This is a genomic window from Streptomyces sp. NPDC048275 (assembly GCF_040652275.1).
Lineage (GTDB): Bacteria > Actinomycetota > Actinomycetes > Streptomycetales > Streptomycetaceae > Streptomyces.
Window position 1 is genome coordinate 14,247 of sequence record NZ_JBEZLR010000050.1, and the last position, 24,212, is coordinate 38,458.

A 24,212-nucleotide genomic window follows, 5' to 3' on the forward strand; every position below is an offset into this window, starting at 1 on the left:
GCGCAGGTAGGGCAGCATGCCGCGTTCCAGCAGGGCCTGCTGCGACCTGTTGAGCAGGGGCGCGAACGGTCCGCTGACCGGCGCACTCGACACTCGACAGGGCGGGGCGGCGAAGATGCCGCCCCGCCCGTTCGTCGTCAGCCCTCGCTCACCCTGCCAGCTCCTGACCACGACAACCCCCTGGAGCCCCAGATTGAAGTGGGTTGAGAGGTATGCGCTTGTTGAGAGGCGTACGATCAACGCAGGTTGCGCCTGGGGCGGGGAGTTGGTGGTGTACGGGTGCTTGGCCGGAGCAAGGAGTGTGCTGCACTTGATCAGCTCGCGGCGAGTGTACGAGCCGGCCAGAGCGCCGCTCTCGTGCTACGCGGCGAGGCAGGTATCGGCAAGACCGCTCTGCTGGATCATCTCGCGGAGAGCGTGGTCGACTGTCGGGTAGCTCGAGCCGGTAGCACCGAGACCGAGATGGAGCTTCCGTTCGCCGGGTTGCACCAGCTCTGTGGACCTTTGCTCGAGGACATCGATCACCTGCCCGGCCCGCAACGCGACGCGCTCGGCATCGCGTTGGGCCTTTCCAGTGGCGCATCGCCGAACAGGTTTCTGCTTGGCCAGGCGGTACTCAGCCACTTGGCTGTCGTAGCCGAGGAGCGGCCGTTGATCTGCCTGGTCGACGATGCGCAATGGCTCGATCGCGCGTCGGCACAGGTTCTTGGTTTTGTGGCGCGACGCCTCATGGCGGAGTCGGTCGGATTTGTTTTCGCGGTGCGGGCGTCGGAGGACGACGAGCCCGCCTTCGAAGGGCTTCCCGAACTGAGTGTGCGCGGCTTGAATGAGCATGATGCTCGTTCGCTGTTGGACTCGGTGACCCTCGGGTGGATCGACGAGCGCATCCGGAGCAGGATTCTCGCCGAAGCACGAGGGAACCCTCTCGCCCTTTCGGAGCTGCCGCGCGGGTCGACGGTGGCCGACCTGGCCGGCGGGTTCGCCCGGCCGGACGCGCAGCCGGTGGCGAGCCAGATCGAGCAGAGCTTCCTCAGCCGGGTCCAGTCACTACCACCGGCGACGCAGCGACTGTTGCTGATCGCCGCTGCCGATCCGGTCGGGGACGTCACCTTGCTGAGACGCGCGGCGGAGAGACTGGGGATCGGAATGGACGCGGCGTCCCCGGCCCTGGCAGCGGGATTGCTCGAGCTGGGCACGCGCGTGCGTTTTCGCCATCCGCTGGTGCGCTCGGCGTCCTACCGCGCGGCGGCCCTGTCCGACCGGAAAGAGGCTCACCGCGTGCTGGCCGAGGTCGTCGACGCGGACTCGGATCCTGATCGCCGGGCGTGGCATCGTGCCCATGCGACGGTGGTCCCTGATGAGGCGGTGGCCGTTGAGTTGGTGCCTCGGCCGACCGGGCGCGGGCGCGTGGCGGCGTCGCGGCGGCGGCAGCTTTCCTCGAGCGTGCGATGGAGCTGACGCCCGACCCTGCTCTCCGTTGCACACGATCACTGGCGGCTGCCCAGGCGAAGTTCGAAGCGGCGGCGCCCGAGGCGGCGTATCAGCTGGCGATGGCTGCGGAGTTGGGGCCGCTGGATGAGTTCGATCGTGCCCGGCTGGCGCGGCTGCACGCGCACATCGTCTTCACCCGCAGCCGAAGCGGTGAGGCCACGCCCCTCTTCCTCGACGCAGCCAAACATCTTGAACCCCATGACGCAGCGCTGGCCCGCGCGACGTATCTCGAGGCGCTCGCCGCGGCGATCTTCGCGGGCCGACTCGACGGAAAGACGGTCCGGGATGCCGCTGAGGCTGCCCACGCCGCGCCCCGCGGACCCAGCCTGCCGGGGCAGACGGATCTCCTGCTGGACGGGGTGTCGACCCGCTTCACGGCGGGCTACGCAGCGAGTGTGAAACCGCTCCAGAGGGCCCTCCGGGCATTCCAGGCCGATGATTGGGGCAATCAGGGCGACGCCACGCGCCAGCTCTGGTTGGCGTGCCCGGTCGCACCCGAACTCGTCGGACCGGAACTGTGGGACGACGAGGCATGGCACGAGCTGTCAAGCCGTGCGGTCCGACTGGCCCGCAATGCCGGCGCGCTCGCCGTCCTTCCCTTCGCGCTTGCCCATCGTGCGGTTGTACATCTGCAGGCCGGCGAGTTCGCCACCGCGTCGGCCCTGATCGACGAAGCGGACGCGATCGCCAGAGCGACGGGCAACGCCCCGCAAGGTTACGCATCACTCATGCTCGTGGCATGGCGTGACGATGAGCGCCAGGCAATGAAGTCGATCGACGCCGCTATCCGGACCGCGACCGCCAAGGGTGAGGGACGGGCCCTGGGACTGGCCGGCTACGCCACCGCTGTGCTTTACAACGGTCTGGCGCGGTACGACGTCGCCCTCGACCATGCCCAACGGGCGTGTGAATACGAAGACCTGGGCATGTTCGGTTGGTATCTCGACGAGTCGGTGGAGGCGGGGGTACGTAGCGGCAATCGCGATGCGGCCGTTGCCGCTCTGGCCCGGCTGGTCGAGATGACCGACGCCACCGGCACGGACTGGGCGCTGGGTATCCAGGCGCGCTCGCGTGCTCTGCTCAGCGAGGGCGACGCCGCGGAGCGGCTCTACCGCGAGGCGATCGAGCGGCTCGACCGCACCCGCATCCGCGTGGAACTCGCCCGTGCACATCTGCTGTACGGGGAATGGCTGCGCCGGGAGAACCGTCGCGTCGACGCGCGCGACCAGCTACGGACCGCCTACGAGATGTTCACCGGGTTCGGCGCCGGCGCGTTCACCGAACGCACAAGCCGAGAGTTGCGGGCCACCGGCGAAACGTTGGCCAAGCGCACGGCTGCCACCCCGACCGCGCTCACCGCCCAGCAAGCGCAGATCGCCCGCCTCGCTCGGGACGGACTGACGAACCGAGAGATCGGCGCGCAACTGTTCATCAGCCCTCACACCGTCGAGTGGCACCTGCGGAAAGTGTTCGCCAAACTCGGCATCACCTCCCGCAGACAACTCCGCAGCGCACTCTCCGACCGGCCATCCACCACAGCCCCCCGCCTACGCTGATGTCGCCTCGCCTCCGAGATGTATGGCGCGGATCTCCTTGCGGGAGGAGATGCCGAGCTTCGAGAACACCTTGCGGAGGTGCCACTCGACGGTGTGAGGGCTGAGGAACAACCGGGCGCCGATCTCGGGGTTCGTGAGCCCTTCGCCGGCGAGACGAGCGATCTGCGCTTCCTGACGGGTGAGGTCCGTGTGTGTCGCGACGGTATATTTGCGAACCTTGGCTCCCGTGGCCTGCAGCTCGATTCGCGCGCGTTCGGCGAACGCCTCGGCCTCGATCTTGCTGAACATCTCGTGTGCGACGCCCAGTTGGGCACGGGCGTCGACGCGGCGGTTCTCGCGGCGCAGCCACTCGCCGTACAAGAGGTGTGCGCGGGCCAGCTCCACGCGGACACGGGTCCGGGCGAGGCGGTCGATCGCCTCACGGTAGAGCTGCTCCGCGGCGTCCCCCTCGCTCAGGAGCGCGCGCGAGCGCGCCTCGATGCCGAGCGCCCAGTCGGTGCCGCTGGCTCGTGTCGCCTCCGAGAGCTGCTCGATCGCGTCGGGCGCCAGCTCGGGCGCGCCGCCACGTACGGCCGCCTCGACCAGCTCGGCCAAGCCCCATTGCGGCGCGCCGAACTCCCACTGGTGGGCGGCTGCCGCCTGGGCCGCGGCCAGAGCGTCCTCGTACTGGGCGAGGCTGTTGCAGAGCACCGCGTGGTAGTAGTGCGCGACGGTGACTCCGAGCCCCTGGCCGCGCGGCACGGACTCGCTGATCGTGGCGTCGATCAGCGTGCGTGCCTCGCGCTCGCGACCACGAAAGGCAGCCGATGCGAGCGCCCCGAAGGGCGGCTGGTTGCTCCCGATCGCCGCACTCACCGTTCTCACCTCCTCGATCAGCGACGCCGCCGTCGCCAGCTCGCCGGCGAAGACGTGCACGACGGCGGACGAGTCGAGCGCAAGAGGGAGCTCGCTGAGCGCGCCGGCCTCGCGGGCGATCGCCACGTGACGGGCTGCGACCATGTGCCAGCGCTCCTGGTCCCATAGATCCGCCGCGAGGATCCCGGCAAGCAAGAGCCAGCGCAGCGAGTCCTGGACGGAGACGTCCTCGTCACAGAACGCCCGGAGGACTCGCTCGATCATCGGCGTCGAGACCGCGCGGCCGTCGGTGAGACGCGCGGCAAGGGCATCCAGCAGCATGTCGGGTGCGCGCAGCAGCTGCGACGGCGGCGCCCCGCATGCCGCCTCGCCCGCCTCCCGCCACCCTGGGCCGCGCGCCAGGCGGCCGGTAAAGATGACCGCCGAGACCGCTTCCAAGTAGGTGTCACGAGCGAGCACCACGTCGAGCTGCTCGAGCCGGCGAGCGGCAGCGAGCAGGAGCGGAGGAGCCACACTGTAGTGGCCTTGCGCGAACGCGATCTGCGCATGCAACACATCGATCCGCGCGCGCTCGAGCTCGCCGAGGGGCCCAGCCTCCGCCGCGGCGACGAGAGCGGCCGCCGGCTCGAACGCACCGGCGCGGAGCTTCGCTTCTGCGGCATCCACCGCGCGCTGCGCACGTCGTGCGGGATCGGGCGTCAGCTCGGCAGCTCGGTCCAGGAACGCCGCCGCCGCCGCGACGCCGCCACGCGCCTGCGCCCGGCCCGCCGAGCGCTCCAGCTCGGCAGCCACCGTTTCGTCATGGTCCGAGGTCGCGCGTGCCAGATGCCAGGCCCGGCGATCGGGATCGAGCTGAGCATCGGTCGCATCGGCCAGTGCCTTGTGCACCTCTCGACGGTCGTTCGGGCCTGCCGCGCGATAGGCCGCCGAACGCACCAGCGGGTGCCGGAACCGCACCCGGGTGCCGAGTGTGATCAGCTCCGCCGCGTCGGCGTGCGACGCAGCGGCGTCGATGTCGATCCTCAGCCGCTCGGCCGCACGCCTCAACAACGTCACGTCGCCGAGCGGCTCGGCGGCTGCGGTGAGCAGCAGGCGTTGCGACTCGGCCGGAAGCGTCTGGATGCGGCGGAGGAATCCCTGCTCGATCTGGCTCGACAACGGCCGTGCATCCGGACGCCCGAAGCCGCCGACCATCTCCGCTGCGGTCATGCCACGAGGCAGCTCGAGCAGGGCCAGCGGGTTACCGCGCGACTCGGCGACTATGCGGTCGCGCACCCGCTGGTCGAGCGGCCCGGTGACGACCGAGTCGAGGAGTGTTCGGGAGTCGTGCTCGGTCAGTCCCGTGACGGTTAGCTCGGGGAGGCTGCCAAGAGCCTCGCCGGCGCTGGGCTCGCGGACGGCGAAGACGAGCACGACCGATTCCGCGAGCAGCCGGCGCGCGACGAACTCCAGCGCCTGTGCCGACACCCGATCGAGCCACTGTGCGTCGTCGATGAGGCAGACCAGCGGCTGGTTCCCTGCGGCGTCCGCGAGGAGGCTCAGCGTGGCCAGGCCCACGAGGAACCGGTCGGGCGCATCGCCGCCACGCAGCCCGAACGCCGTGCCGATCGCGTCGCGTTGAGGTTCGGGAAGCCCGTCGAGGCCGGCCAGCAGTGGGGCGCAGAGCTGGTGCAGGCCGGCGTAGGAGAGCTCCATCTCGGACTGGACGCCGGCAGTTCTGACGATGCGGCATCCGGTGGCGCGATCGAGGAGGTACTTCAACAACTCGGTCTTCCCGATTCCTGCCTCACCGCGCAGGACCAAGACCCCACTGCGCCCGCCTCTGGCGCCTGCCAAGAGGTCGTCGAGGGCCTGGCACTCGTTCTGCCGCCCGAGAAGCCCGGTTCCTGAACCGCTCCCCGCCATGGCAGCTCCCCTGTTCGGATACTTCGATCGGTATGGTAATACGCCTGGGGATCACTGTGGCCGTGATTCGATCAAGGCGAGCTGGATCGATCGTAGGGCCGTACGAGGACAGAGAACGTGCTGGTTCGAGCACGCTGAGGGCAGGCGAGCGCCGCCACCCAACGCTGGATCCTGGTCCGCAGTTCGGGATAGCGAGCGGGTCATCACTCCTGGACATGCGTCGGGGCCGGTTCGGAGAGTATGTCTCCGGGCCGGCCCCTCGTATGTCTGGGCGGCTCGGTCAAAGCCACCCGGTTGTGCGGCTCAGGCGGCTGTCATCACGTGCTCGCTGCCCAGTGGGCGGTGCGGGGCGATGATCTGGCCGTCCGGCAGGAGCTCACCGGTGTCCTCGAAGAGCAGAACGCCGTTGCACAGCAGGCTCCATCCCTGCTCCGGGTGGTGCGCCGCGAGACGGGCGGACTCCCGGTCGGCGGATTCGGCTGACGGACACAGTGGCTGGTGCTGGCACATGGATGGGATCTTTCGCTGGGTTGTGAGGTGAGTGAAGGCTGTGGTGTCTGTTTCGCGGCTGGAAGTACTCATGGCCGCCCCCCGTTGGTGTGTGTTTGGAACCCAGTGTTGCCCTACGGGACTCGTTCCGCAGGGATTTCGCAGGAGCGCTCCTCACAGGTTGAGGACGCATCACCCGTGCGGAGGGTTCATTCCAACTGGGCTGTCCCTTCGGGTGGTTAGAGGTGGTCGGATAGGGCTAGTCCGGTGGCGGCGCGGGCGCGTTTTTCCTCGTACGAGCGTGCTGGGGCCCGAACGAGCGACGTGCCCCGCGGCCGAGGGGGCGGCGGCGGGGCACGGGGGGTCGCGCGGGTGGTTACGCGGGTGAGCTGAGCAGTGGGGCGGAGGTGAGGCGGTGGGTGAGGACCGGGAGGAGTTCGGCGACGCGGTGCGGGCGGTGCGCGGCGATGCCGGGCGGGGCGGGTGCGAGCGGCACCAGGAGATCGGTGGCGGCCGGGTGGCCGGTGGCGCCGTCCGCGGCGCAGTCGCCGTGCAGCCAGAGGGTGAGCATGTAGAGCCCGGGAACGGACAACAGACGTGGCTGGTACGACTGCTTCATGTTCTCGGCCTGGCGCAGGGCGCGTTCGGTGGCGGCGATGTACGGGCCTTCGAAGAAGTGCGAGAAGGCCCAGCCGTCGGGGGTGAGCATGGTGTCGGCCGCGGCCACCGCGCGGTCGCCGCAGCGGATCAGGAAGCGCCATCCGGCGAGCCGGGCGGTGGACGTGCCTGCCGGTGTGATTCGGTCCAGGACATGTACGGGCAGCGGGAGTTCGGGGGTGGCGGGTCCCTGGGCCATGCGCAGGGACGGAGTACGGGCCTCGCGGACAGCGGTGGGGGAACCGAGTGCCGTGAGGACGGTGCGCAGGGCGGGCGCGGGAGCCGGGGGTACGTGCAGCGGCATGGTGGGTCGCCTCTCATTCGACAGGCATGGTGGCGCGAGGGCGGACGGCGCTGTCAGCTCTCGGGGTCCGAGGGGCGGGGGGTCTGGATCTGCCGACAGGGTGTCGCCTGCCGCACGTCACCTTGACGACAGGACCTAGGACCGCGAGCGCCAACTCTCTGCCTCGTTCGCGGAGTTTATACGACACGTGTTCAGATGGTGTTTCGTCTAGCCGTCCTGAATATGAAGAGCAAGGCGGTATTCGGTCGGCGAAACGAGAGGTTCATCCCGATTCTGTGCCGGTGCGCGGAGGTGACCTCGGAATACTTCGTCGGAGCGGTCGGCCGATTCTCGTCGGCGTTTTTCACGAGATCGCTTCCGGCCGAAATTTCGCCCTGGTGCATGCCTCGTGAATGTGCCTCCGGACAGCATGTCCAGCGTAGCGGTCGATGAAGCCGTCCGGGGCGTTATCGATCGTGTTGCCTGGGCATCATCCCCCGGGACGGAAGGGGCCGGAGGATCGGCCTGCCCATTCGAGGAGGGACGCTTCGATGGGGGAGAAGGTCGTGGCAGGGCAGCTCGACCTGTCCGATCGCCAGCGTTACCGCGGCAAGCTCCGGCGGTGTCTGACGGGGCTGGAGCGGCTGCTGGAGGAGAAGCGGTTCGATCGCCCCAAGAATCTCATGGGCTTGGAGATCGAGCTGAATCTCGCCGGATCCGACGGCATGCCCAGAATGATGAATGCGCAAGTACTCGAAAGGATTGCGAGCCGAGATTTCCAAACAGAACTCGCCATGTTCAACCTGGAAGTCAACATAGCCCCACATCGATTGGGTGGAAGGGTATTCGACCGGCTGGCCGAGGAGCTGCGCACCTCGCTCGCATATGCCCATCGAAAAGCAGCCGAAGTCGACGCCGGCATCCTGATGATCGGGATTCTGCCGACACTCGACCGCGACCACCTGGTCTCCTCGAATCTGTCGGACGTCGACCGCTACACCCTGCTCAACGACCAGATCGTGGCTGCCCGCGGCGAGGACTTCACGCTCGACATCGAGGGTGTGGAACGTCTGGTCTGTACGTCGAAGTCCATCACCCCCGAAGCCGCTTGCACCTCCGTGCAGTTGCACCTCCAGGTCACCCCGGCGCGCTTCGCGGATGTGTGGAACGCGGCGCAGGCGGTCGCCGCCGCGCAGGTCGCCGTCGGGGCCAACTCGCCTTTCCTGTTCGGGCACGAGCTGTGGCGTGAGTCGCGGCCACCGCTGTTCCTGCAGTCCACCGACACCCGACCGCCGGAACTGCAGGCCCAGGGGGTGCGGCCGCGTACCTGGTTCGGCGAGCGGTGGATCTCCTCGGCGTACGACCTCTTCGAGGAGAATCTGCGCTTCTTCCCGCCCTTGCTGCCCATCTGCGACGAGGAGGACCCGCTCGCGGTCCTCGACAAGGGAGGCGTCCCCAAACTCGCCGAACTCTCGCTGCACAACGGCACGGTGTACCGCTGGAACCGGCCCGTATACGGCGTCGCCGACGGCGTCCCGCATCTGCGCGTCGAGAACCGCGTCCTGCCCGCCGGCCCCACCGTCAACGATGTCATCGCCAACGCGGCCTTCTACTACGGGCTCGTCCGGGCGCTCGCGGAGGAGACACGGCCGGTGTGGACACGGCTGTCGTTCGCGTCCGCCGCCGCCAATTTCGACGCCGCGTGCCGGCACGGCATCGACGCACGCCTGGAGTGGCCACGGCGTGGTCGATATGGCGGCACCACGTGGGTCGAGGCGGTGAACCTGGTCCGTGACGAGCTGTTGCCGCTGGCCGCCGCGGGGCTGGACGCCTGGGGCGTCGAACCCGCCGACCGGGACTTCTACCTGGGTTTGATCGAGGAGCGCTGCCGGCTGCGCGTCAACGGGGCCACCTGGCAGGCGGCCACCTTCCACCAAGCCCTGGAGAAGGGGCTCGGGAGGGATGCGGCGCTGGCCGCCACAACCCGGCGCTACGGCGAGTTGATGCACCTCGGTGAGCCCGTGCACACCTGGCCGGTGGGGCTTCCGGAGCCGGTGCCGCTCGGGTAGCCGGGCGGCACCGGCTCGGGCTTGGTTCTCGTGGTCGGGCCTCGGGCTCGGCTCTCATGGTCGGGCGTCAGCCTTGGCTCCGGCTTGTCGGGCCTCACCCCGGGCTGCCTGCCTCCACGATGGCCTTCAGCATCACCGAGTGGATCTGCGAGGGGTCGTTGACCTGGTGGCCGGAGCCGCCGGTCGCCTTGGCGATTTCCTCGACCTCCGCCTTGTCGGCGTCCGGACCCACGGCGATCGCGATCAGCGCCACCGGCTGCTCCGGGTCGGTGAGCCGCTGCAATCGGGAGACGAGGACGGACCGCGAGATGCTTCCCGGGTCCTGGTTGACTCCGTCGGTCAGCAGTACCAGCGCGTTGAACTTCCCCTTCGCATAGGAGGAGGTGGCCGCCTTGTAGGCGGCCAGAGTGGTGTCGTACAGGCCCGTCGCCCCGTCCGGGACGGGCTCCAGGGCGCCGAAGGCCGCCGACAGCTTGTCCCGCTGGGTGCCGGTGCCCTCACGGTCGCCGAGTCGTTCGGTCGGCACCAGCACCTGGTAGTCGCGGTCGCCGTCGAGGCGGGTGGAGAACCTCCACAGCCCGATCTCGTCCTCCGGGGTGAAAGTGGCGAGGGCTCGGAGCAGGGAGGCCCTGGTGACGTCCATACGGGACCGGCCGGTGCCCGGCACCGGCTCCGACATGGATCCGGAGGCGTCGACGACCGTGGTGATCCGGGCGCTCTGGACGGTGATCGTCCACATGCCGAGCGCCTCGTCGAGGGCCGTTGCCGGGGCGGGTTCGGCCGCGGCTCGCGCATACGGCTGCGGGGAGCGGCCCCCGGCCTCGGTGACCAGCGCGGCGGAGACGTCCTCGTCATCCGTCCGGAAGCCGTGCCGCTCCAGGATCTTTTGCCCCTCCGACTCGTCCAGCAGCGTCATGAACCGCAGCGCGGCGCGCCTCTCGTCGGTACTCAGCCGCGCCTCGTCGACCAGCGCGAACGGGTAGTCGAGCCGGGGTGATCCGTCCTTGGGGTAGAAGAGGTCGAGTCTGTCGCCGCGGTCGGCCGAGGAGTTGTAGGCGAACGCCGACTGCTCGGAGAGGATGAGCGCCTGGTTGCGCTTCGGGTTGCCCTGCTCGGTGCCGGAGGAGTCGCGGGGGAGGGTGTCCAGGACCTGGCTGTCGCTGTCGGACGTGCGCTGCGAGAGCGACTTCGCCATGGCCGCCGCCTGGGTGTCGCCGCCCTTGGTGCCGGCCGCGGCGGTGCTGAGCTGGGTCAGCGCGAGCAGGCCGGTCGCGCTGCGTGCCGGGTCGGCCGCGCCGAGCCTCAGCTGATCGTCCCGCATCGAGGCACCGGCCAGCTCGGTCCAGGTGTATGTCTTGTCGGGCCACCCCAGAGACTTCGCGGCCGACGGGACCATCGCGACGCCGACCGGCGAGGACGCCGCGTTGCCCGCCTTGGTCACCTGGGTCGCCTTGCTCACCCCGGTGACCTGGTCCACCCACCGGTCGGAGTCCGGTACCCAGGCCTGGACGTCGGACTCCTTTTCCGACGTCAGCGAGTCGGCGACCTTGTACGACTCGCGGGCGGTCACCGTGACGTCGATGCAACGGCCGTCGGAGGTGATGTTGCGGTCGCGGGCGTGTTCGGCGGCGGCCCTCAGGGCGGGCGCCAGGTCCGGCGACGCGGCGATCTTGAGGCGCACGGCCTCATCCTGACAGGACGAGGCGAAGGAGAGCAGGCCACCATTGACCGCGGCCGCCGTGCCCGCGGCGACCGTGAGGACCAGCACGGTCGCGACGGCCACCGTGCGGCGGCGCGCGCGTGGACGGGGGTCGGCCGCGCCCGCCCCGTACTCGTCGGGCAAGCTGTGACGTCCCATGACGGTGGTGCCCCTCCCTGGTGAGCCGGTGAGCCTGGAGCCGCGGCACGGCCGTATGGCAGGAGAAAAGGGGGAGGTACGCCTCGTACGGCGTCCGTCCCCCACGGCCTGTCGCGCACGATCTTCGTAACTTCTTTCGAGACCCTAGCGGGGCGAAGATGGGGATGCGGCGGGATTACACAACTGGAGGCGGGAGTGCAGGTGGAGGCGGGGTCGCTGGCCGATTCTTTTCCTGGAGAGCGGCCGACGCGATGGATTCTCCGGGACGAGACACTGCTTGTTCTGGGGCTCTCGCTCGGTGCGAGCGGGGTGTCCGCACTGATCAGCTTTGTGGGGTCGGTCACCAAACCGGGGGGCCTCAAGGACCAGGCGGCCACCCTCAACGCCTCGGCCGCACCGGGGCGCCCCTGGCTGGATCTGGCCTGGCAGTTGTTCGGAATCGCGTCGGCTCTGGTGCCGGTCGCGCTGGTCGCGCACTTCCTGCTGCGGGAGGGGACGGGGCTGCGCGTGATCGGATTCGACCGCACGCGGCCCTGGCCGGACCTCGGGCGCGGGGCCGTGATCGCGGCGGTGATCGGCAGCACGGGGATCGCCTTCTATCTGGCGGCCCGGGGGTTCGGCGCCAACCTCACGGTGGTGCCTGAGGCGTTGCCCGATGTGTGGTGGAAGTATCCGGTGCTGATCCTGTCGGCCGTGCAGAACGCCGTGCTGGAGGAGGTCATCGTCGTCGGGTATCTGCTGCGCCGACTTGGGCAGTTGGGCTGGACGCCGGGAGCCGCGTTGGTGGCGAGCTCGGTGCTGCGTGGCTCGTACCACCTCTACCAGGGCATCGGCGGCTTCGTCGGCAACATGGCGATGGGTGTGGTCTTCGTCTATCTGTACCGGCGTTGGGGTCGGGTCGGACCGCTCGTGGTCGCGCACTCGGTGCTCGATATCGGGGCGTTCGTGGGGTACGCGCTGCTGGCGGGGAAGGTGGGGTGGCTGCCCACGGCCTGAGCAGTGTGTGTGGCCTGTGTGGCCTGTGTGGCCTGTGAGGCATGTAGGGCTTCAGGGCGAAGGGCGCGCACGAGGGTGGCGAAAGGGGCGTACCAAGCCTTCGTACGCCCCTTTCGCGTGCCGTCACGCGTGCAGTTCGCCCTCGATGACCGTGACCGCGCGGCCGCTGAGGAGCGTGCGGTCGCCGCGCAGCTCGGTGTGGACGAGGCCGGAGCGCGGGGAGGCCTGCAGGCCGGTGAGGTCGGGTCGGCCGAGGCGCTCGGACCAGTAGGGCGCCAGGGCCGTGTGGGCGCTGCCGGTGACAGGGTCCTCGTCGATGCCGACGTTCGGGAAGAAGCAGCGCGAGACGAAGTCGTAGCCCCGGGAAGGGTCTTCGGCGCGGGCGGTCGCGATGATGCCGCGCGTCGAGTACCGGGCGAGGGCCTTGTGGTCGGGAGCGAGCCCCCGGACCGTCTTCTCGTCGGCTACTTCGATCACCAGGTCGCCGATGTTCACGCCGGTGTCGAACGCCGTGAGCGGCTCGGCGCCCAGGGCCGCGGCGACGCCGTCCGGGACCGCGACCGGGGTGAGCGGAGCGGTGGGGAAGTCCAGCGTGAGGGAGCCGTTCTCGTGGGGCGTGGCGATGAGGATGCCGCTGAGCGTGGCGAACCGCACCGGTCCCTGGTGGGCGCCCGTGGTGTGCAGGACGTGTGCCGTGGCCAGTGTGGCGTGCCCGCACATCGCGACCTCGGTGGCGGGTGTGAACCAACGCAGGGCCCAGTCGGCGTCACCGCCCTCGGGGAGGCGGTGCGCGAATGCCGTCTCGGCGTGGTTGACCTCCAACGCCACGTTCTGGAGCCAGGCGTCGTCGGGGAAGGCGTCGAGGTCGAGGAGGAGGACCCCGGCCGGGTTGCCGGTGAAGGGACGGTCGGTGAAGGCGTCGACGATTCGAATCCGCATGGCCCGACGCTAGCCCTCCTACGGAGGCGCGGGACAAGGCCAATTCCGGGGAGCTGGACTGGTTGCCGTCTTGATCGATCGCATGGCGCTTCTCTTGCTACTGCAGGCCGGGCACGTCGCCCGTACACCCGCCACCCGGGTGCGGCCCTCGTTGCCGACGAGGGCCGTCAGAGTGGGGCGAGGCGGGTCTTGAGCAGGCAGAACTCGTTGCCTTCGGGATCGGCGAGGGTGTGCCAGGACTCCTCCCCGGTCTGACCGACGTCGACGGGTTCGAGCACGGACCAGATCGTGGCGTACGCGCCTGTCTCGGCCGCCGTACGCAGGGAGGCGGTCACCCGGTTCGCCTCGATCCCCCAGTGCCGCAGCATCTCGGCCAGCTGCTGTCCGAGCAGTTCGGTGTTCAGCTGCCCCCGCGCGGCGAGCACGAGGAGTGCGTCCACCGCCGCGTCGCGCTCGCCCTGCTGGTCGTACGTGAGGGTGTACGCCATTGCCAGGTGCAGCGCGAATCCCGCCGGGCCGCCGGACTCCGCGGCGAACGGCAGGGCGTGGGCCCAGCGCCGCATGGAAGCGCGGGACCTGAAGTAGTCGCGGGCCAGCACGAGTTCGCGGTGATGCGGGAGCTGGGCTGGCCAGAAGGGGACCATCGGGTCGTAGAGACCGCCCTTTCGGTACGGCTCCATCAGGGTCTCGGCGGCCGGGAGCAGCGCGGGACCGGGCGCCGGCTCGGGGCGTAGGTGGCTCACCCAGTCCGTCGAGTACCCGCCCGAGTGGGCGTCGGGCCAGTTCGCGGGGCCGGCGTCCCGGTGCGGCAGGCCGCCCTCGCGCAGCCACTGGACCAGCCGCTGCCCGGCGTCGGACCCCAGCCGCCCGGCCGCGCCCAGCACCTTCTCGTCCACGGTCGGGGTGACGCGCAGCAGCGCTTGGGCCAGGTCGGCCGGCGCGGGCGTGATGCCGAGCCTGTCGAGCACCGAGATCCGCTGTACGAGTACGGCGGCGTCCAGCGCACCGGTGGCGTCGGTCGGCACGGCCAGCAGGAACGGCTGCGCGTCGACCTTGACGATGTCGATCGCCTCGGCCAGGCGCGCCCTCAGCAGCTCCCCGGCCGGGGAGGAGTGGCTGAACCTGAAGTGGGCGGTGAGGCCGCGCTCCCTCGGCTCGTCGCCCCGCAGGGCCCTGGCCACGTCGTACACGTCGGACTGGGTGAAGTCGACGGCGTCACGGGGTTCCTTGCGCATGACCGGCTTCAACGGTAGTAGCGGGCGGCGGCCACGTCGGCGACCGTGAGCAGCGCTGTCGCCGCGGCGGCAGGCGCGGTCAGAAACCCGCTGAAGAAGCGGGGATTGGCCGCTTCTCCGGCCGGGGTGGCACCGCCGGAGGTCTCCAGCGCGAGCGTGCGTCCGGCTGGGGATTCGTGCACGGCCGAGGGCCGTAAGTAGGAGTAGGTCTGCATGAGTTGGGTCACGCGCACACGCTACGGCCGAGGACCGACACCGGGCCGCAGGGGCGCCCGCACACCGCCGGAGCCCCCTGCCCGGCGCGCCCACGACGGCCCTGCCGGCAAAGAGGCCAGGACACCGCACCGGACCGACTTCGTTGTCCCCCGAGGGACGCGCCGCCCGCCCCGACCCCGGGCCGCAGTAGTTTCCCCGCCGGCCCTCACGCCGCCGCGTCGTACGCGGCCCGCAACCGGACGCCGCCGCCGGTCCGGGGCTGCGGGGCGCGCTCCGCGAACACGGCCAGACGCAGCACGAGATAGCGGCCGATCCCGACGAGCGCGGTGGCCGACAGGTACACCGTCTGCTGCAGGACGAGTCCGGCGTCGGGACGGAGCGCGGCCAGCGCGCCGACCGCGGCGGACGTGACCAGCCAGCCGAGGGCAATGGTGGCCGCGCTCTTCAGGTGGCCGGCCAGACCGGGCCGTCCGTGGCCGAAGGAGACGCGGGCGTGCAGTTCGGTGGCGACCACGGTGGAGGCGACGGTGGTGAGCGCGTTCGCCGCCATCCACGGGATCCACTGCGAAAGCAGGACCAGGGCCGCCGAGGCCGCCAGGGTGATCCCGCTGCCCAGCCCGGCGAAGCGCCCGAAGGCCGCCGCGTGCCGACGGATCAGCTGTACGCCGTTCATGGTGATCGCCTCCCGGTTCGCTGCCCCTGGCGGGGTCGTCGTCATGCCGGAGAGCGTGGCCGACCCCCCATTCACCGCGGTTTCAGAGCGTTCTCAGGGGCACCGACGGTGGTGAAACCGGTGCGGTGATACACCGCCGCCGCCCGCCCCGACCGTGATCAGCCGTTCAACGCACTGGAGTTGGGGGAGCGCCCCGAGCCGGCCGTGCCCGCCGGCTGGATTCTCGGCTGCAACGCGGCCGGCTGGGCTCGAGGGTTGTCAGGTGAGCTATTCCGATATATCGTTGACGCATCGCGACAGATCAACGATGGAATGGAGTGATTGCGATGCGTTCCCATGGACAGGAATTTGGATTCGAACGTGGGCATGGACGCCGCGGTGGACCCGGTCCGCGTGAGCGGGGCGGCTTCGAGGGGCGGCGTGGGGCTTTCGGGCCCTTCGGGCCGGGCGGTCCCGGGGGTCCCGGATTCGGTGGACCCGGCTTCGGCCCGGGCCCCTGGGGCGGGCGAGGTGGCCGGGGCGGACCGAGGGGCAGGGCGCGGCGTGGTGACGTACGCGCGTCGATCCTGGCTCTGCTCAAGGACCGGCCCATGCACGGTTACGAGATGATCCAGGAGATCGCCGAGCGCAGCGGCGGGGCGTGGAAGCCCAGCCCGGGTTCGGTCTACCCGACCCTCCAGTTGCTGGAGGACGAGGGCCTCATCGCCAGTGCGGCCGAGGGTGGCAAGAAGTTGTTCTCGCTCACCGAGGAGGGTCGTACCGCGGCCGACGCGGGACCCGACGCGCCTTGGGAAGAGGCCGGGCGCGGGGTCGACTGGGAGACGCTGCACGAGATCCGGCAGGCCGGCTTCGGTCTCATGGAGGCCTTCGGCCAGGTCTGGAAGACCGGCAGCAAGGACCAGCGCGACAAGGCGCTGGCGGTCATCAACGATGCCCGCAAGAAGCTGTACCTGATCCTCGCCGACGAGGACTGACGGGCATGCTGTGGTACCTGACGGCGCCCCGTGGAAGTGTTTCCGCGGGGCGCCTTTCCGCGTACGGGGCTGGGCTCGGGTCTCGGCCTCGGCGCGGGTCTCGGATCACGTGCGGTCCAAGGTCACGTGCGGGGCTCAGGTCACCAGTCCGGCCAGCTTGCGCAGCGACTCGTTGAGGGCGGCCGTCGCCGAGTCCTTGAGCTTGCCCGCCATCAGGGAGACGGCCGCGCCGGTGAACTCCCCGTCGATCCGCACCGTCGTGGCGTCGCCGTCGGGGGTCAGGGTGTAGCGGGTGGCGACCGTCACCGCCATCGGGCCCTTGCCGCGAATGGCCAGGGTGCGGGCGGGCTCCAGCTCCTCGATGGTCCAGTTCACCTCGGCCGGGAAGCCCATGAGCTTCATGTTTTCCTCGAAGGTGCCGCCGACCTCGAGTGACGCGGGGCCGCCCTTCGGGAAGTCGGTGTGAGTCGAGTTCCACTCGCCGTACGAGGAGAAGTCCGTGAGCTGCGCCCACACCTTCTCGGCAGGCGCCTCGACGCGTGCTTCCGCGCTGACTTCGGCCATGCGACCACCCCTTCGTGTCGGGCGCTGCGCCCGGCGCAGCTACGGTGTCGCGGAACGTAGCCGCAGGCCCCGGAATATTCAATACTGATGAACTGTCAGGTCTCAGTTCATCCTTCGTGTCGCCGCCGCGTCGAACAGGTCCCACGCGCGCGGGAAGGGCCCTTTCTCATGGCAGTGCCACGCTTCCCAGAACAGATCGGCGAGCAGCGCGTCCTCGGGGGGTGTACGGACGAGTGCCGGTGCGGCGCGGTTGCGCACGGGGTGCGAAGCAAGGCGGCGCGCACCCCGAGGGCGTAACGGCGCGAAGTCATCCGTAAGGAGGAGAACGCGCTCTCGGGTGCCCACCTTGCGTGGGACCCGAAAATGCTGCCCGACGAGGATGCCCCGGAGTGCAGAGACTGATGGGGTGGGGGATGTGCCACCCCGTATCCCTCCGCAGTCGGCCGCCGAGAGCGGCTCCCACCGCACGGAACTCGATGCCAGGCTCAGTGCCGAGCTGGCCTCGGTGGTCTCCGGCGCGCGCAGAAGGGCGCTGCGGGACGGGGACCGGCAGATCGACACCGCCCATCTGCTGCACTCACTGCTGGAGTCCGACCCCCAGGTGCGCGCCGTGTTCGACGGTGGCCCGCGGGTCGCCCGGCTGCTCGGCTATCTCGTGCAGCGCAGCATCGGCTACGGGTTGCGTTGGCAGGGCACCGTCGAGAGCTCCGGCGCCCTACCGGTGGCTGCCGAGGCGGACGAGTCGCCGGTTGCCGCCGAGGCAGGCTGGTCCCCGGTGGCGGCCGGTGCCATGGAGGGCGCCTGCGAGCGCGCCGAGCTGAGGGGCGACGGGCAGGCCCGCTGCCTCGATCTGCTCGCCGCGATCCTCGACGACCCGCAGTCACGGGCCGTCGAGGTGCTCGGGCGCGCGGGTGTCGACGCCCCGGCGCTGCTGCTGCGGATCGAGACCGGGGCCGAGTTCGAGGAGTACGTCGGGGGCGGCCGCCAGGGCTGCTGAGTCCAGTCGTTGAGACAGGTGTCATCGGGGGTGACGCTCATGTCGTCGCCTGTCATCATGTCCCGGTGCATACGTCTCAGGGCAGTCAGGGCAGTCAGGGCAACCGCGGCAAGAGCGTCGGCCTGGGCCTTGCCCTCGCCTCGGCGGTCGCCTTCGGCGGATCGGGCGTCGCGGCGAAGCCACTGATCGAGGCGGGGCTCGACCCGCTCCACGTGGTGTGGCTGCGGGTCGCGGGCGCCGCGCTGGTGATGCTGCCGATGGCCGTACGCCATCGCGCTCTCGTGCGTCGGCACCCCGCGCTGCTCGCCGGCTTCGGACTGCTTGCCGTGGCCGGCGTCCAGGCCTGCTACTTCGCGGCGATATCCCGTATTCCGGTCGGGGTCGCCCTGCTCGTCGAATACCTCGCGCCCGCGCTCGTGCTGGGCTGGGTGCGGTTCGTGCAGCGCCGGCCGGTGACGCGCGCCGCGGCCCTAGGAGTCGTCCTCGCGGTCGGCGGACTTGCCTGCGTCGTCGAGGTCTGGTCGGGACTGAGTTTCGACGCCGTCGGGCTGCTGCTCGCCCTGGGCGCCGCCTGCTGCCAGGTCGGCTACTTCGTCCTGTCCGACCAGGGAGGCGACGCGGGCGACGAGGCACCGGACCCGCTGGGCGTCATCGCGTACGGCCTGCTCGTCGGCGCCCTCGTACTGACGGTCGTCGCACGTCCCTGGACCATGGACTGGTCGGTGCTCGCGGGCGGCGCGGACATGAACGGGACGTCGGTTCCCGCCTCGCTGCTCCTCTCCTGGATCGTGCTGATCGCGACCGTCGTCGCGTACGTCACCGGAGTGCTCTCCGTACGCAGGCTCTCCCCGCAGGTCGCGGGCGTCGTGGCCTGCCTCGAGGCGGTCCTCGCGACCGTTCTCGCCTGGGTCCTGCTCGGTGAGCACCTCTCGGCGCCGCAGATCGTCGGTGGCGCGGTGGTGCTGGTCGGCGCGTTCATCGCGCAGTCGTCGGCGCCCGCCAAGACTTCCGAGGGGCCGGTCGCAGGGGGTTCGGGGCAGGCCGGACCTGAAGGCCCCGAAAGGGAGCAGGTCGGTGCCCAGGGCCCCGGATGGGGAAAGGCGGCTCTTGAAGGCTCCGAAAGAGAGTTGTCGGGCCGCGGCGGCGCTGCGTAGGGTGCTGATCATGCATTCGAAGGCACTCGTTCTTCCGCCTCCGGCCGCCTGAGGCGGGCCTTCCGGAATTCCGACCCGGCACAGCCACCGGGTGGAACGGTGCTGCCCGCAGAAGAAGTCCAAGGACCTTTCCGTACGCCGATGCGCCGTGCCTTGTGCCCTGCGCGCCGGCGGCGACGTGGTCCCTTCCCGAACTTCTGCGTCTTGGCGGAGAGAACACGTGTCGAATGCTGCTTCTGGCCTGCCCACCGGGCGAGGCCTCCTCTATCTGATCATCGCGGGTGCCGCCTGGGGCACCGCGGGCGCGGCCGCGTCGCTGGTCTACCGCGCCAGTGACATGGGGCCCATCGCGCTCTCCTTCTGGCGCTGCGCGGGCGGACTCGTCCTGCTGCTCGCCGTGCGGCTGACGCGCCGCCGGATCCGGCCCACCGCCCGTGAGCCGTTCGGCCGCAAGGCCCTTCGGATTGGTGCCACGGGTCTCGGGCTCGCTGTCTTCCAGACCGCCTACTTCGCCGCCGTCGAGGCGACGGGCCTGGCCGTGGCCACCGTCGTCACGCTCGGCGCCGGCCCCGTGCTCATCGCGCTGGGGGCGCGGCTGACCATGGGGGAGCGGCTCGGCCGCGGCGGGGTCGTCGCCGTCGCCGGGGCGCTCGCCGGGCTCGTGGTGCTCGTGCTGGGCGGCGGGGGTGCGACGGTCCGGCCCTGGGGCGTCGTGCTCGCGATCGTCTCGGCGGCCGGGTACTCCGTGATGACCGTGCTCACCAGGTGGTGGGGGCGCGACGGTGCGGCCGACGCCTCCGGTACGACGGTCTGGGCCTTCGCGGTGACCACCGGCTGTCTCCTGCCGTTGGGGCTGGCCGAGGGGCTCGTCCCCCAGGCCGCCGACCTCGGCGAGGTGCTGGGCCTGTTGGCGTACATCGCGGCGATCCCCACGGCCCTGGCGTACGCCTTGTACTTCGCCGGCGCGGCCGTCGTCCGGTCCGCGACCGTCTCCGTGATCATGCTCCTGGAACCGGTGAGCGCGGCCGTACTGGCCGTCGGGCTGCTCGGAGAGCGACTCACCGCCGCGACGCTCGCGGGCACTTTGCTGATGCTGGGGTCCGTCACCGGACTGGCGGTGTCCGAGGTGCGGGACGCGGGTGCCGCGCGCGAGGCTCCGCGGAAAGAGGCGGCACCGGTGTGAGGCGCGTGGTCGGTCACCTGGTGGCCGACCGCACACCACCACGCCGCAGGTGGGCGTGCCAGGCGCCCCGCGTCTGCCGCATGATCAGCCGGGCAGGCCCTGAAGGTCGAGGGGGATCACAGGGCCGCCAGGTAATCGGGGAGTTCGATGCCGGGGGCGAGGTCGTCGGCGGGGATCGGGGTGCCGTAGCCCTTGGTGAGGGGGACGACGCCGGTCCAGTGGGGGAGGGAGAGGTCCTCGGCGTCGTCGTTCGGGCCGCCGGTGCGGAGCTTCGCGGAGACCTCGTCCAGGTCGAGGCGGATCACGGCGGTGGCGGCCAGTTCCTTGGCGTTGGCCGGGCGTGAGTCGTGCGAGCGGCCGGGGACGACGCGGTCGACCAGCGCGTCCAGGGCCTCCCGCTTCTCGTCCGGGTCCGTCACCTGGTGGGCGATGCCGTGCACCACCACGGAGCGGTAGTTCATCGAGTGGTGGAAGGCGGACCGGGCCAGGACCAGGCCGTCGACATGGGTGACGGTCAGACAGACCGGCAGCCCGGGGTCGGCCTGGCCGGTCATCCGCAGCGGGCGTGAGCCCGTCGAGCCGTGCACGTAGAGACGTTGGCCGACCCGTCCGTACAGGGTGGGGAGCACGACCGGGGCGCCGTCCCGGACGAACCCGAGGTGGCAGACGTAGCCCTCGTCGAGTATCGCGTGGACCAGCTCGTGGTCGTACGCGGCGCGCTCCTTGGAGCGGGTGGGGACGGTGCGGTCGGTCGGGGTGTAGGCGGCGGGCTGCGTAGTCCTGGGCTGCGTGCTCGTCTCCGACATTGCGCTCTCCATTGCACTAGTGCATAATCTGCTTTGTGCTAGGAGAGTATCGGATCGAAGGGCGTCGCGCAGCCGACATTTCCGCGAGCGTCGAACGCGCGGTGGGTAGCGGAGATCTCGAGCCAGGGCAAGTTCTGCCGCCCATGCGGGAGTTGGCCGAACAGCTCGGGGTGAATCCCAATACCGTCGCCGCCGCGTATCGCACCTTGCGTGAGCGCGGGGTCATCGAGACCGCGGGCCGGCGCGGCAGCCGCGTGCGCTCCAAGCCCGCCACGACGGGACGCGAGTACATCCGGGTCGAGGTACCGGACGGTGTGCGGAACGTGGCCGACGGCAACCCCGACCGGGCCCTGCTGCCCGGCCTCGCCGAGGCGTTCGCGGCGGCAGCGGAGCAGTCGGACCTGGCCCCCGTGATGTACGGGGAGGCCGCCGTCGAACCGGAGTTGGCGCGGCTGGCGCGCGCCGACCTCGACGCGGACGGGGTGCCCGACGGGCCGGTCCTCGCCACCTCCGGCTCGCTCGACGCCATCGAGCGCGTGCTGATGGCCCACCTCAAGCCCGGCGACGCCGTCGCCGTCGAGGATCCCGGCTGGGGCAGCCTGCTCGACCTCGCCCCGGCACTCGGGCTGCGCCCGGTCCCGGTGCGCATCGACGACGAGGGCCCACTCCCCGACGACGTACGACGTGCTCTGGAGGCGGGTGCCCGAGCCCTGATCGTGACGGACCGGGCGCAGAACCCGACCGGCGCCGCGGTGAGCGCCACGCGCGCGCGTGCCCTGCGGGCCGTGCTGAAGAAGCACCCGGAGACCCTGCTCATCGAGGACGACCACGGGCATCGGATCGTCGACCTGCCCCTGCATCCGCTGGCCGGCGTGACGCACCACTGGGCCATGGTGCGCTCCGTCGCCAAGGCGTACGGCCCCGACCTGCGGCTCGCCGTCCTCACCGGGGATGCCGTCACCGTGGATCGCGTGCACGGGCGGCAGCGGCTGGGGCCGGGCTGGGTGAGCCATCTGTTGCAGCGGGCCGTCGTGCGGCTGTGGACGAGCGGCGCGGTGGACGCACGGGCTGTGGCGGCGGCGTACGAGTGGCGCCGGGACGCGCTGATCGACGGCCTCGCGAAGCGTGGCGTCGAGGCGCACGGGCGCAGCGGGATGAATGTGTGGATCCCGGTCCCGGACGAGACCGGTGCGGTCGCGCGGCTGCTGCACTCCGGTTGGGCCGTCGCCCCCGGCGCCCGCTTCCGGATCGGCGCGCCGCCCGCCGTCCGGATCACCGTCTCGAACCTCGCGCCGGAGGATGTCGAGCGGGTGGTGGACGCGGTGGCCGCCGCTGTCGGCCCGGCGGAGGTACGCCGCTACGTGTGAGTCATCGGCGTGTCCTGGTCTGAGTGAGCGCGGCGCCCGCCAGGACGATCGCCGCGCCGACCGGTGTTGACCAGGTCAGCGACTCGCCGAGGATCGCCACGCCCGCCGCGGTGGCGATGACCGGGATGAAGTAGGTCACCATCTGGGCCGTCGTCGGGCCGACCTCGGCGACCAGGCCGTACTGGAGGAGCACGGCGAGTCCGGTGCCCAGGGCTCCCAGGGCCGCTATCGCGAGCAGCGGGACGACCGGGAAGTGGCTCGGCAGGCTGGTGAACAGCGGGGTGACGAAGGCCAGTTGCACGGTGGCCAGCAGCAGCTGGGCGCCGGTCATCGACAGGTGCGAGTCGCTGGAGCCGGCCAGTGTGCGGCGGACGTAGATCCAGCCGATCGGGTAGCTCAGCGAGGCCAGCAGGGCCATCGCCGTGCCCGTGGCGTCCAGGCCGTTGAAGCCCTGCCAGGCACCGAGGACCGTCAGCACGCCGAGGAAACCGATGCCGAGACCGGCGACCCTGCGCCGGGTCGGGCGGTCCTCGGAGAGGGCGATCAGGGACAGGGCCATCCCCCACAGCGGCGACGTCGCGTTGCAGATGCCCGCCAGCGTGGACGGGATCGTCAGCTCGGAGTAGGCGAACAGCGAGAACGGCAGTGCGTTGAGCAGGAAGGCCGCGACCGCGAGATGGCCCCAGGTACGCGCTCCGGGTGGCAGCCGCTCCCGCTTCACCGCCATCGCCGCCGCGAGCACCGCGGTCCCGAACACCAGTCGCCCGAGCGTCACCTGGAACGGTGCGTAGCTCTCCGTGCCGACCTTGATGAGCAGGAAGCTGAAACCCCAGATCAGGGAGAGGACGCCGAAGCGGATCCGCCAGTCGACGGCGGTGCGGCGGCGCGGGGCCGGGTCGGTCGGTCTGACGGTTCGGGAAGCGGCGACGGTCCTCATGGGCACAACGATGCGACAGAAAAATCTCGTAGCACAAGCGAGATTTCTTGACCGCTATCTCGTAGCATTGCTTACATGTTGAATTTGGAGCGGCTGCGCACCCTCGACGCCCTCGCCCGGCACGGTTCGGTGAGCGGCGCGGCCGAGGGGCTGCATGTCACGACGTCGGCCGTGTCCCAGCAGATGTCCAAACTGGAACGCGAGGTGGGCCAGCAACTGCTCGCCAAGAACGGTCGGGGGGTGCGCCTCACAGACGCCGGGCAGCTGCTCGCCGATCACGCGGCGCGCATTCTGTCCCAGGTCGAGCTCGCCCAGTCCGACTTGGAGGCGCAGCGTGGTCAGGCCGTCGGTGAGCTGCGGCTCTCCGCGTTCCCGACCGCCGCGCGCGGGCTGTTTCCCACCGCGCTCGCCGCGCTCCGCGCCGACCACCCCGGGCTGCGGGTGCGCTCGTGCGAGCTGGAGCCCGAGGCCGGTGTCGCCGGCGTGGTGCGCGGCGACCTCGATCTGGCGGTCGCGCTCGACTGGTACAACAAGCCGATGTCGCTGCCCGACGGTTTGGTGAAGGCGGCGATCCTCGACGACCCGGCCGATGTGGCGATGCCGGTCGGCCACCGGCTCGCGGACCGCGCGGAGGTGGACCTCGGCGACTTCACCGAGGACGAGTGGATCACCTGGGGCGAGGGCGAGTTCTGTCACGAGTGGCTGATCTTCACGCTGCGCTCCAAGGGCGTCGAGCCGCATATCGGCCATCGCGCCGCGGAAACGCACACGCAGCTCGGACTGGTCGCCGCGGGGCTGGGCGTCTGCATCGCACCGCTGCTCGGGCGCAATCCCATGCCCGAGGGGGTCGTCACCGTGCCGCTGCGCCAGCGCGTACGGCGGCACGTCTTCGTCGTCTGGCGGGCGGACGCCGACCGCCGCCCCTCGATCAGAGCGGCGGTTTCGGCGCTGCAGATGGCCGGGGAGGGCGTTCGCTGAGCGGATTGGGTTACTGCGGCGGCGATCTAC

Annotated in this window: 21 protein-coding genes and 1 pseudogene; 10 read left to right on the top strand and 12 right to left on the bottom strand. The window is 70.6% G+C overall.

All coding sequences use genetic code 11. From position 1 onward, the window contains the following. Positions 1-279 precede the first annotated feature (279 nt). Together AB0D57_RS26670 and AB0D57_RS26675 are read left to right on the top strand one after the other, a co-directional pair. A complete protein-coding gene (locus AB0D57_RS26670) occupies positions 280-1,458 on the top strand; it encodes an AAA family ATPase (RefSeq protein ID WP_362077940.1) in 1,179 nt (392 codons plus the stop codon). Further along, entirely contained in the window at positions 1,449-3,047 is a 1,599-nt protein-coding gene (locus AB0D57_RS26675; protein ID WP_362077943.1) for a LuxR C-terminal-related transcriptional regulator, read from the top strand. The genes AB0D57_RS26670 and AB0D57_RS26675 overlap by 10 nt, the downstream gene beginning before the upstream one ends. Here AB0D57_RS26675 and AB0D57_RS26680 read toward each other — a convergent pair. From AB0D57_RS26680 to AB0D57_RS26690, 3 genes are all read right to left on the bottom strand, one after another. Next, the gene (locus AB0D57_RS26680; protein WP_362077946.1) at positions 3,039-5,807 is read right to left on the bottom strand and encodes an AAA family ATPase; all 2,769 of its coding nucleotides are present in this window, start codon (positions 5,805-5,807) and stop codon (positions 3,039-3,041) included. The genes AB0D57_RS26675 and AB0D57_RS26680 overlap by 9 nt on opposite strands. 303 nt (positions 5,808-6,110) lie before the next feature. Beyond that, on the bottom strand, positions 6,111-6,317 hold the full coding sequence (locus AB0D57_RS26685; RefSeq protein WP_362077949.1) for a DUF5999 family protein: 207 nt from the start codon (positions 6,315-6,317) through the stop codon (positions 6,111-6,113). 355 nt (positions 6,318-6,672) lie between these two features. After that, positions 6,673-7,257: a hypothetical protein gene (locus AB0D57_RS26690; protein ID WP_362077952.1), complete on the bottom strand. Its 585-nt coding sequence runs from the start codon at positions 7,255-7,257 to the stop codon at positions 6,673-6,675. 530 nt (positions 7,258-7,787) lie between these two features. Between AB0D57_RS26690 and AB0D57_RS26695 the strand changes: the two genes are divergently transcribed. Further along, positions 7,788-9,305, top strand: a complete 1,518-nt coding sequence (locus AB0D57_RS26695; protein ID WP_362077955.1) for a glutamate--cysteine ligase — start codon at positions 7,788-7,790, stop codon at positions 9,303-9,305. Between the two features lie 94 nt (positions 9,306-9,399). On the opposite strand, the gene AB0D57_RS26700 is transcribed toward AB0D57_RS26695, so the two are convergent. Next, positions 9,400-11,163: a substrate-binding and VWA domain-containing protein gene (locus tag AB0D57_RS26700; RefSeq protein WP_362077958.1), complete on the bottom strand. Its 1,764-nt coding sequence runs from the start codon at positions 11,161-11,163 to the stop codon at positions 9,400-9,402. 195 nt (positions 11,164-11,358) lie between these two features. Here AB0D57_RS26700 and AB0D57_RS26705 point away from each other — a divergent pair, with 195 nt between their 5' ends. Continuing rightward, on the top strand, positions 11,359-12,159 hold the full coding sequence (locus AB0D57_RS26705; RefSeq protein ID WP_362077961.1) for a type II CAAX endopeptidase family protein: 801 nt from the start codon (positions 11,359-11,361) through the stop codon (positions 12,157-12,159). 123 nt (positions 12,160-12,282) lie between these two features. Here the strand turns inward: AB0D57_RS26705 and AB0D57_RS26710 are convergent, their stop codons facing one another. The 4 genes and pseudogenes from AB0D57_RS26710 to AB0D57_RS26725 all read right to left on the bottom strand — a co-directional run bounded on the left by AB0D57_RS26710 (position 12,283) and on the right by AB0D57_RS26725 (position 15,267). Further along, positions 12,283-13,098, bottom strand: a complete 816-nt coding sequence (locus tag AB0D57_RS26710) for a PhzF family phenazine biosynthesis protein (RefSeq protein WP_362077964.1) — start codon at positions 13,096-13,098, stop codon at positions 12,283-12,285. Between the two features lie 167 nt (positions 13,099-13,265). Beyond that, positions 13,266-13,367, bottom strand: a pseudogene (locus AB0D57_RS26715) (VOC family protein); the annotation flags it as partial. 974 nt (positions 13,368-14,341) lie between these two features. After that, on the bottom strand, positions 14,342-14,560 hold the full coding sequence (locus tag AB0D57_RS26720; RefSeq protein WP_362077967.1) for a hypothetical protein: 219 nt from the start codon (positions 14,558-14,560) through the stop codon (positions 14,342-14,344). A 194-nt stretch (positions 14,561-14,754) separates the two neighbouring features. Beyond that, complete coding sequence (locus AB0D57_RS26725; RefSeq protein WP_362077970.1) at positions 14,755-15,267, bottom strand: hypothetical protein; 513 nt, start codon at positions 15,265-15,267, stop codon at positions 14,755-14,757. 281 nt (positions 15,268-15,548) lie between these two features. Between AB0D57_RS26725 and AB0D57_RS26730 the strand changes: the two genes are divergently transcribed. Further along, positions 15,549-16,196, top strand: coding sequence for a PadR family transcriptional regulator (locus AB0D57_RS26730; RefSeq protein ID WP_362077973.1), 648 nt, complete (start codon positions 15,549-15,551; stop codon positions 16,194-16,196). Positions 16,197-16,331: 135 nt separating this feature from the next. On the opposite strand, the gene AB0D57_RS26735 is transcribed toward AB0D57_RS26730, so the two are convergent. Further along, the gene (locus AB0D57_RS26735) at positions 16,332-16,760 is read right to left on the bottom strand and encodes an SRPBCC family protein (RefSeq protein WP_362077976.1); all 429 of its coding nucleotides are present in this window, start codon (positions 16,758-16,760) and stop codon (positions 16,332-16,334) included. A 102-nt stretch (positions 16,761-16,862) separates the two neighbouring features. Further along, on the bottom strand, positions 16,863-17,018 hold the full coding sequence (locus AB0D57_RS26740; RefSeq protein WP_362077979.1) for a hypothetical protein: 156 nt from the start codon (positions 17,016-17,018) through the stop codon (positions 16,863-16,865). Between the two features lie 157 nt (positions 17,019-17,175). Between AB0D57_RS26740 and AB0D57_RS26745 the strand changes: the two genes are divergently transcribed. The 3 genes from AB0D57_RS26745 to AB0D57_RS26755 all read left to right on the top strand — a co-directional run bounded on the left by AB0D57_RS26745 (position 17,176) and on the right by AB0D57_RS26755 (position 20,094). Continuing rightward, the gene (locus tag AB0D57_RS26745) at positions 17,176-17,757 is read left to right on the top strand and encodes a Clp protease N-terminal domain-containing protein (protein WP_362077982.1); all 582 of its coding nucleotides are present in this window, start codon (positions 17,176-17,178) and stop codon (positions 17,755-17,757) included. Between the two features lie 65 nt (positions 17,758-17,822). Then, entirely contained in the window at positions 17,823-18,911 is a 1,089-nt protein-coding gene (locus AB0D57_RS26750; protein WP_362077985.1) for an EamA family transporter, read from the top strand. Between the two features lie 220 nt (positions 18,912-19,131). Next, positions 19,132-20,094 (top strand): EamA family transporter, encoded by a 963-nt coding sequence (locus tag AB0D57_RS26755; protein ID WP_362077988.1) that lies wholly within the window; start codon positions 19,132-19,134, stop codon positions 20,092-20,094. A 116-nt stretch (positions 20,095-20,210) separates the two neighbouring features. Here the strand turns inward: AB0D57_RS26755 and AB0D57_RS26760 are convergent, their stop codons facing one another. Beyond that, the gene (locus tag AB0D57_RS26760; RefSeq protein ID WP_362077991.1) at positions 20,211-20,900 is read right to left on the bottom strand and encodes a pyridoxamine 5'-phosphate oxidase family protein; all 690 of its coding nucleotides are present in this window, start codon (positions 20,898-20,900) and stop codon (positions 20,211-20,213) included. Positions 20,901-20,935: 35 nt separating this feature from the next. Between AB0D57_RS26760 and AB0D57_RS26765 the strand changes: the two genes are divergently transcribed. Further along, positions 20,936-22,267: an aminotransferase class I/II-fold pyridoxal phosphate-dependent enzyme gene (locus AB0D57_RS26765; protein ID WP_362077994.1), complete on the top strand. Its 1,332-nt coding sequence runs from the start codon at positions 20,936-20,938 to the stop codon at positions 22,265-22,267. Between the two features lies 1 nt (position 22,268). Here AB0D57_RS26765 and AB0D57_RS26770 read toward each other — a convergent pair whose 3' ends face one another. Then, complete coding sequence (locus AB0D57_RS26770; protein ID WP_362077997.1) at positions 22,269-23,204, bottom strand: DMT family transporter; 936 nt, start codon at positions 23,202-23,204, stop codon at positions 22,269-22,271. 75 nt (positions 23,205-23,279) lie between these two features. On the opposite strand from AB0D57_RS26770, the gene AB0D57_RS26775 reads away from it, so the two are divergent. Then, entirely contained in the window at positions 23,280-24,182 is a 903-nt protein-coding gene (locus tag AB0D57_RS26775; protein WP_362078000.1) for a LysR family transcriptional regulator, read from the top strand. The last annotated feature ends 30 nt before the right edge of the window (positions 24,183-24,212 follow it).

What these genes read in the sequence shown, in the direction of transcription:
- AB0D57_RS26675 (WP_362077943.1), top strand. Translation starts at nt 1,449, where the DNA reads ATGGAGCTGACGCCCGACCCTGCTCTCCGTTGCACACGATCACTGGCG.
- AB0D57_RS26680 (WP_362077946.1), bottom strand. Translation starts at nt 5,807, where the DNA reads ATGGCGGGGAGCGGTTCAGGAACCGGGCTTCTCGGGCGGCAGAACGAG.
- AB0D57_RS26685 (WP_362077949.1), bottom strand. Translation starts at nt 6,317, where the DNA reads ATGTGCCAGCACCAGCCACTGTGTCCGTCAGCCGAATCCGCCGACCGG.
- AB0D57_RS26690 (WP_362077952.1), bottom strand. Translation starts at nt 7,257, where the DNA reads ATGCCGCTGCACGTACCCCCGGCTCCCGCGCCCGCCCTGCGCACCGTC.
- AB0D57_RS26695 (WP_362077955.1), top strand. Translation starts at nt 7,788, where the DNA reads ATGGGGGAGAAGGTCGTGGCAGGGCAGCTCGACCTGTCCGATCGCCAG.
- AB0D57_RS26700 (WP_362077958.1), bottom strand. Translation starts at nt 11,163, where the DNA reads ATGGGACGTCACAGCTTGCCCGACGAGTACGGGGCGGGCGCGGCCGAC.
- AB0D57_RS26710 (WP_362077964.1), bottom strand. Translation starts at nt 13,098, where the DNA reads ATGCGGATTCGAATCGTCGACGCCTTCACCGACCGTCCCTTCACCGGC.
- AB0D57_RS26725 (WP_362077970.1), bottom strand. Translation starts at nt 15,267, where the DNA reads ATGACGACGACCCCGCCAGGGGCAGCGAACCGGGAGGCGATCACCATG.
- AB0D57_RS26730 (WP_362077973.1), top strand. Translation starts at nt 15,549, where the DNA reads ATGCGTTCCCATGGACAGGAATTTGGATTCGAACGTGGGCATGGACGC.
- AB0D57_RS26735 (WP_362077976.1), bottom strand. Translation starts at nt 16,760, where the DNA reads ATGGCCGAAGTCAGCGCGGAAGCACGCGTCGAGGCGCCTGCCGAGAAG.
- AB0D57_RS26760 (WP_362077991.1), bottom strand. Translation starts at nt 20,900, where the DNA reads ATGTCGGAGACGAGCACGCAGCCCAGGACTACGCAGCCCGCCGCCTAC.
- AB0D57_RS26770 (WP_362077997.1), bottom strand. Translation starts at nt 23,204, where the DNA reads ATGAGGACCGTCGCCGCTTCCCGAACCGTCAGACCGACCGACCCGGCC.
- AB0D57_RS26775 (WP_362078000.1), top strand. Translation starts at nt 23,280, where the DNA reads ATGTTGAATTTGGAGCGGCTGCGCACCCTCGACGCCCTCGCCCGGCAC.